Raw genomic sequence first — 7,202 nt, 5'->3', positions numbered from 1 at the left:
CCGGGGTGTCCTTTACAGGGATATTTTTATGAGGAAGCAATAGATGGAAGAAGTCTCAAAAGTCGAATCGAGTATGAGTTCAGTAGACTTAAAGATATCAAAACTAATTTCCTGAATTTTGCAGAAAATTTGAATGAATCAGCGATGGATTCTAGCAAATCAAACGCAGATAAAGAAGATGAAAAAAAGCTATAAAGAAAAAAAATCTACAGAAAGCGGGTGGAAATACAGCCACCTGCTTTTATGTAGTATCGTTTCTCATTCTATCTAAGGTTCCAACATGGCAAATTGCCATGTTGTTTTCTATTGATTCGATGAAAGAAATATGGAATATCGCATCCAAGTCACTCGTCAAGCGTTGCCCTACGGCGTCTCGCACTAAAGTGCTTGCCGCTTGACTTCCTTCCTCAGCTGCTATTCGAAGAAAGTGTAAGGTACACAAGATGTCTTGCAGAGACAGGGCAATCCCCTTAGAGGTAAGAAAATGAAAAAATTTAGTATTCCAGTAAAATGGGAAGTTTGGGACAAAGTAGAGGTAAAGGCTGAAACCATTGAAGAAGCTATTCAATTTTTAAAGAACAATATTGATACGATCCCTTTAGGAACAGAACCTGAATATATCGATGGCACTTATCAAATTGATGATGGTCACGATGGACAAGCTAGTATTGAAGAAACTGAAAAATATTTAAGAGAATATTGGAATTTAAGTGGTGGAATCGACGGAGAAATTTTAAACTAACACTTGACAATATGGAAATTTTTCCATATTATATAAATGGAGATAAAGTTGATGGAAAATTTTGAAGTAATTTTTTATAGAAAGAGAAATGGTGAGTGCCCTGTTGAAGACTTTCTTCTCTCTTTGGATAAAAAAATGCGAGCTAAGATAGTTAAAGAGATCTCGCTACTGGAACTCGAAGGAAATATGCTCAGACAACCTTTTAGTAAACATCTTGAAGATGGAATCTTTGAATTAAGAGCAAAAACAGGAACCAATATAACAAGAGTTTTATATTTTTTCTACATAGGCAGAAAAATTGTACTGACAAATGGATTTGTTAAAAAGACACAAAAGACACCAATTTCAGAAATTAGAATTGCAAAAGCATATCGAAGTGATTATTTACAGGAACAGGAGGAAGATAGGAAATGAAAGAAAGAAAATTTAGTGATTTCTTAAATGAACAGCTTCAGGATCCCGAATTTAAAAAGGAATACGAGAAACCTGATAAAGAACTTGACCCTATTTTTGAACTGATTCATGCAAGGCATCAGCAAAATATGACTCAAAAGGAACTTGCAGATAAATGTGGAATGACACAGGCGGACATCAGCAAGATTGAAAGTGGTCAACGACCGTTATCACTAAAAATACTGGAACGGATTGCCGACGCTTTGAACATGGATCTAAAAATTCAGTTTGTAACAAGAAAATAAGATGAGAAGCTATGATTTAGCTTCTTTTTTCGTATTATCATAAACTACATAATTTTATCCCTTGTCCTGTAATACAGCTTTTATGATTTAAGGTTCCAACATGGCAAATTACCATGTTGTTTTCTATTAATCCTTTGAAAGAAATATGGAATTTATATGTAAAGGGAAGAAGAAGTGTTGAGGAGTATCATAGAAAAAATAAAGAATTATTAAATGATTTTTATTGTATTTTTCTTTATTTTAGATTATAATTTAAGTAGAAAAGGAGTGATTCTAAATGTCACAAATGGTAAATGTCAATTTTAAGCTTAATGAAGATGTGAAGAAAAGCATGGAAAAAACTTGTTCAGAATTGGGAATGTCTATGAGTACGGCTTTTACAATTTTTGCAAAAAAAGTAGCAAGAGAAAAGCGCATCCCTTTTGAAATTTCTGTGGATCCATTCTATTCAAAAAGCAATATTCGTTATTTAGAAAAAATAGCTGAAGATATAAAAAACGGACAAGCACATTTTTCTGAACACGAGCTTATTGAGGAAGAGTAAATGAAGTTGCTATGGGAAGACCGTGCATGGGATGACTATCTTTACTGGCAAACACAAGATAAAAAGACTTTAAAAAGGATTAACACTCTTATCAAGGACATACAAAGAAATGCTTATGATGGCATTGGCAAGCCTGAAGCTTTAAAAGGAAATTTAAGCAAAATGTGGAGCAGACGCATTGATGATGTCAACCGTCTTGTTTATTATGAAGAAAATGAAATAATCTATATAGTTTCATGCAAAGGACACTATGACGATTAAATAAAATTATTTCATGCAACCATTTATTGTTCATACCAAAATGAATATTTACAGCAAGATAATAAAATGAGAAGCTAATGAATTTAGCTTCTTTTTTCGTTATATCATAAACAACTTAATTTTCTCACTATTCTGTAATACGCGACATTTATGATTTAAGGTTCCAACATGGCAATTTGCCATGTTGTTTTCTATTAATCCTGCAAAAGAAATATGGAATATCGCATCCAAGTCACTCGTCAAGCGTTGCCCTACGGCGTCTCGCACTAAAGTGCTTGCCGCTTGACTTCCCTCCTCAGCTGCTGATCCGAAGAAAGTGTAAGGTATATGAGCCTTACTAAGTTAGTGGTTACCATGCCACAAAGGAGGAAATGATGCATTATTTATTAGCGGTGATTCACTATAAGAATCAGAGTATCGAAGATTTAATGGAACCATTTTATGAAGGACTTCAAGTAGAACCTCATGTAATCAGAACAAAGGCAGAACTCATAGAAAAAGCCAAAAATTTAAAGGTAAGTATCTTAAAAAGAGAAGCAACAGAAAAATACAATCTAACCGAATGGGAAAGACGATTGATAAGTTGTAAAACAGATGAGGAGTTCTATAATGCTCTCAAGGATGAAGATAGCTTATATAACGAAAACGGTGATGAACTTTCAACCTATAATCCTTATTCTAAATGGGACTGGTATGAAATCGGAGGAAGATGGGATAATCTATTAAAAACAAAGAATGGAACAAAGACAAATAGCTGCTATCTAAAGGAACTTGATTTAGAGCCTGATACAGAGTTATATGCTGATGCCATTGCATACTGGAAAAAAAATATTGAAGGAAATTCAACGTTTAATGAATTTGATGCCATGAATGATGAATTGAAAAAGTGCTATGTAGAGAAGTATGGTTCAAAAGAAAATTTTGCAAGACTCAACGCCATCCTTTCAACTCATGCAGTTCTTGACTGTAAAGGGCAGTGGCACGAACCGGAATTTAAATGGGATTGGGAAGAACGGAGAAAAGAAGAAATAAGTTGGCATGTAAAGTATTATGACAATTTCCTTAAAAATACGGACAATGATTTACTTATTACTATCGTTGATTATCACATGTAATAGAAAGGAGCGAAACAAATGCCAAACTGGTGTACGACATATATCACAATCAATCATGAAAATGAACAAAAACTAAAGGAATTCGAAGAAAAGTTGAATAATCTCATGAGTAAGGACTATGAAGGAAACGGCTTTGGGAAAACATGGCTGGGTAATCTTGTTGGAAATTCAGGCATCGGCACCATAGATGAAAATAAAGTATCTGATTTAAGATGCCGAGGAGAAATCACATACATGGAAAATCTGGGAAATCAGCTAGTCATATATACGGAAACTGCATGGGTACCAATGCTGAAACTTTGGCAAAAACTTCTTGAAAAATATCTTCCAGGCGGCGAGCTGATATATTCAGCCGAGGAATGTGGATGCGGTATTTACTGCACGAATGACCCCGCAATGCTTGATTGCTACCTCGTAGATATTTGGGAAGATGTTGGTATGGTAAAGGAAGATTATTGTACAGATGAAACCGAAGAATCAGTTGTAGAAATGCTTCAAAAACTCTTAGGTTCAGATGCACAAGAAATCGGTGTATTGCTAGAAAAATTTGAAAACTCAGAATATACGGACAAAATGCTTATCAGAAAATGGGAGTTTGTCGATATAAACGAATGGGACTGATTTATCAATAAGAAGGCTGAATATTTACGCCTTCTTTTTTATTGTATCAATATGTTCTATGGTTCCAACATGGCAAATTGCCATGTTGCCTTCTATTGATCCTACAAAAGAAATATGGAATATCGCAGCTGCATCGCTCGTCAAGCGTTGCCCTACGGCGTCTCGCACTAAAGTGCTTGCCGCTTGACTTCCCTCCTCAGCTGCTGATCCGAAGAAAGTGTAAGGTACATGAGCCTTACAGAGTTCGTGGTTACCATGCCACAAAGGAGGAAAAAATGTATAGAGAACATGAAGTAAGGAAGAAAGGCACACTTTTACTAAAAGCGGACGGAAACTGGGACTATTATTTGTACAACAATACAGTCTATTCCATTGCAACTGATGAACAGTGTGATGACGGTTATTTCGGTGACATCACTCATATCAGAAAACTGGTAAAGAATGGTGTTCTGACTGGTATGATGACAAGCATTGGAAATGAATTGCTGAAATAATATGGAGGGCGATTAAAATGGGTAGAAAATATTATGATGAGTTTAGTAAATTGCCAGTAGACAAAATGGCACAAAGTATCAGTGATATGACTTATAGTTTTGAAAATACAATCGTTCCAAAAGAACATTATAAAAAAACGTTAAGTAAAGAACTTATTGAACTGATGAGCAATGAACCAAGCATAGAATTGAATTTATTGAAACCTTATTATGATATGCTTAATGAAATGCTTAAAGAAAATCCAAAGTTTTTCTTTAAGGCATTGCTATTGATAGACACTAAAACTAACTACAACAGTATTTCATCACCAATGGTAGACGCTTTGGAATACTGCTGGCAGGAGTTTTCCAAAATTAAGAAAAACACTATCATCAAAGATGAAATTGCTGAGGACTTTAAACGGATATCTTCTCAAGGTATGGACAGCATACTGGATATCATTGATGAAACCAATAAAGACCAGTTGAACTAGCAGAATCTCAACCGATTCTGCTTTTTTTAAATCTTCCCCTCTTACATGGCAAATTGCCAGGTAAATCGTTCAGTCTAATTCCAGCAGAGTTCCCATCATATTCCTCCGTTATATTCCTCCCTCTTTTTCTTTTAATGCCAGCAAAACGTGATACAGCCGTTTTGTCTAGTATTTTGTTACCAGGATAAGGAGAAATGTGATACATTCCTCTTTTTTGGACAATCGCCCAACGGGCGATTTCTTAATTTTAAAGGCTTTTTTTGTATCACGTTGTATCACAAAATTGTGATACAGTTTTTCCTTTGCTTTTTTCCTTCAATAAATTCCTTAAAAAGTCCTTATTTCTAGGGCTGATTTTCAATTTTTGTGCTTTTTTACTGTATCACGAAAGGAGCGTGCATATTTTTGGCAAAATCACAAAAATCTTACCGTTTCTCAAAAGAAACATTCGATAAATTAAAAATGCTTACAGACATATCTCAGCAGCAGGCAGAAACGCTTGGCTTAAAGGGACAAAGTGAAACAGAGATTATAGAAGAAGCAATAGACCAGCTTTATACAATGAAGATCGATGCTCAGGTAGGAAGTGCATACCTCAACAGAGTGGAGCTATCTATCCAGCGTGCGATCAACGATGCACTGAACATTCGTGATGAATCTCTCAATACGATTTTATTCAATCAGCATCAGATTCTGGAACTGCTTTATCTGTTTGCAAAATTCAATACAGATCTTCCTCGCGATGACAGCGTAATACGTGATGTGCTTTACAACAAAAAATCTGTATATGAAGACTACATTCCCAATGTTGTAAATGTAAAACTATCTGAAAAAAAATAACCTGGCAAATTGCCAGGTAATCTGAAAGGAGACTAAAATGGATTCAATTACTTGCGAACAACTTATCAAAATGATCATTAATCTAAACGAAGATGAAAAACTAATTATTTCAAGAGAAGGCATCAGGGTGGATAAAAATGAATAACTCACTGGATATCGTAGGCATCCGTCTTGTCAAGGAAAAAGAACTGGTTTCAGATAAGGCTATCAATTCCCCGCTTGAAGCTATCAATGTTATTGCCAATGAGCTGAAATGGCTCGATCGTGAAATGGTCATGTGTCTCAATCTGAATAATGCCAATCAGGTACTCAATGCTCATGTAATAGCTGTCGGCGGACTGGATCAGGCATTTATAGATTTCAAGAATATTGCAAAATCTGCCTTATTATCCAATGCAGCTCAAATCATGCTGATCCATAATCACCCTAGCGGAAACTGCATGCCAAGTCATGCTGATAATTTTACAACTGAAAAAATTAAAGAAATTTGCAAACTAATAGGAATCAAATTTCTCGATCATATCATCATTGGAAGAAAAGAATTTTACTCATACAAAATGGAAGATACTGCTAAATATTCGACTTCCCTGAAATACATGGAAGAACAGATGCTTAGCGGATCGCGAATATTTTTTGATATGGATGGCGTACTTGCTCATTTCAACAATCAGATCGAATCGGAAGAAGTTTTGTATCAGCAGGGTTATTTCAAGAATCTGCTGCCGCAGACTTCTGTTCTGGAAGCTGTGAACATGATGATCAACTGCTATCCGGAACAGTGCTACATATTGACGGCAGCGGTGGAATCTCCCTATGCAATACCTGAAAAGAAAGAGTGGCTTTCCACCTATGTTACTTCAAATCTGAAAAAGGACCACATTCTATTTGCGAAATGCGGTGAACCTAAGAGTCTTTACATAGAAAAAGGCATCCGGTCTTTTGACATACTTGTAGATGACTATACCAAAAATCTTGATTCATTTGTCAATGATGGCGGCAGAGGGATCAAAGTTGTGAATGCGATCAATGATACAAACAAGTCGTGGAAAGGCAAAAGAGTTTTTTATAATGATGAACCAGTCAAGATTTTTGAAGAACTCGAAAGGAGTCTTTTGGAATCAAATAAGAAAATGCTGGAGGATTATCTGAATTACACCATCGATTTAAAAGTCAGCACTCTTGCTGACAATACCGACTATGATACAGAACTGATCAGCAGCATATATCAGGACTGCAAAGATGAGATTATTTCTGCTATTGCAGAAAAACATTGTGACATGAACGCTTTTAATGATTTTCGGAATGAATTCATGAGCCATGACGACATTCTGCTGGAAGCTATTGATGAGATCGTAGAGACACACGGCCTACATCAAAGAATGTCACGCTGATGCTACCTGGCAAGTTGCCAGGT

At 35.7% G+C, this 7,202-nt stretch carries 12 protein-coding genes; all 12 read left to right on the top strand.

Translation table 11 applies throughout. From position 1 onward, the window contains the following. Nucleotides 1-195 (top strand): hypothetical protein (locus tag BQ5367_RS13815; RefSeq protein WP_235858744.1); only part of this gene is annotated, 195 nt, incomplete at its 5' end. Nucleotides 196-484: 289 nt separating this feature from the next. Next, entirely contained in the window at nt 485-742 is a 258-nt protein-coding gene (locus BQ5367_RS06550) for a hypothetical protein (protein WP_071441726.1), read from the top strand. A 51-nt stretch (nt 743-793) separates the two neighbouring features. Further along, a complete protein-coding gene (locus tag BQ5367_RS06545; protein WP_071441725.1) occupies nt 794-1,156 on the top strand; it encodes a type II toxin-antitoxin system RelE/ParE family toxin in 363 nt (120 codons plus the stop codon). Then, a complete protein-coding gene (locus BQ5367_RS06540) occupies nt 1,153-1,440 on the top strand; it encodes a helix-turn-helix domain-containing protein (RefSeq protein ID WP_071441724.1) in 288 nt (95 codons plus the stop codon). Before BQ5367_RS06545 ends, BQ5367_RS06540 begins: the two co-directional genes overlap by 4 nt. Before the next feature lie 277 nt (nt 1,441-1,717). Next, nucleotides 1,718-1,984, top strand: a complete 267-nt coding sequence (locus tag BQ5367_RS06535) for a type II toxin-antitoxin system RelB/DinJ family antitoxin (RefSeq protein WP_071441723.1) — start codon at nt 1,718-1,720, stop codon at nt 1,982-1,984. Continuing rightward, complete coding sequence (locus tag BQ5367_RS06530; RefSeq protein WP_071441722.1) at nt 1,985-2,245, top strand: Txe/YoeB family addiction module toxin; 261 nt, start codon at nt 1,985-1,987, stop codon at nt 2,243-2,245. It abuts the gene before it with no gap. Nucleotides 2,246-2,619: 374 nt separating this feature from the next. After that, on the top strand, nt 2,620-3,360 hold the full coding sequence (locus BQ5367_RS06525; RefSeq protein WP_071441721.1) for a hypothetical protein: 741 nt from the start codon (nt 2,620-2,622) through the stop codon (nt 3,358-3,360). An 18-nt stretch (nt 3,361-3,378) separates the two neighbouring features. Next, a complete protein-coding gene (locus BQ5367_RS06520) occupies nt 3,379-3,981 on the top strand; it encodes a hypothetical protein (RefSeq protein ID WP_071441720.1) in 603 nt (200 codons plus the stop codon). A gap of 275 nt (nt 3,982-4,256) precedes the next feature. Further along, complete coding sequence (locus tag BQ5367_RS06515; RefSeq protein WP_071441719.1) at nt 4,257-4,475, top strand: hypothetical protein; 219 nt, start codon at nt 4,257-4,259, stop codon at nt 4,473-4,475. A 17-nt stretch (nt 4,476-4,492) separates the two neighbouring features. Beyond that, complete coding sequence (locus BQ5367_RS06510) at nt 4,493-4,948, top strand: hypothetical protein (protein WP_071441718.1); 456 nt, start codon at nt 4,493-4,495, stop codon at nt 4,946-4,948. 405 nt (nt 4,949-5,353) lie between these two features. Continuing rightward, nucleotides 5,354-5,788, top strand: a complete 435-nt coding sequence (locus BQ5367_RS06500; RefSeq protein WP_071441716.1) for a hypothetical protein — start codon at nt 5,354-5,356, stop codon at nt 5,786-5,788. Nucleotides 5,789-5,925: 137 nt separating this feature from the next. Next, the gene (locus BQ5367_RS06495) at nt 5,926-7,179 is read left to right on the top strand and encodes a JAB domain-containing protein (protein ID WP_071441715.1); all 1,254 of its coding nucleotides are present in this window, start codon (nt 5,926-5,928) and stop codon (nt 7,177-7,179) included. Nucleotides 7,180-7,202 lie beyond the last annotated feature (23 nt).

This window comes from Traorella massiliensis, assembly GCF_900104665.1.
GTDB lineage: Bacteria > Bacillota_I > Bacilli_A > Erysipelotrichales > Erysipelotrichaceae > Traorella > Traorella massiliensis.
This window is presented reverse-complemented; position numbering and strand designations above follow the sequence as displayed.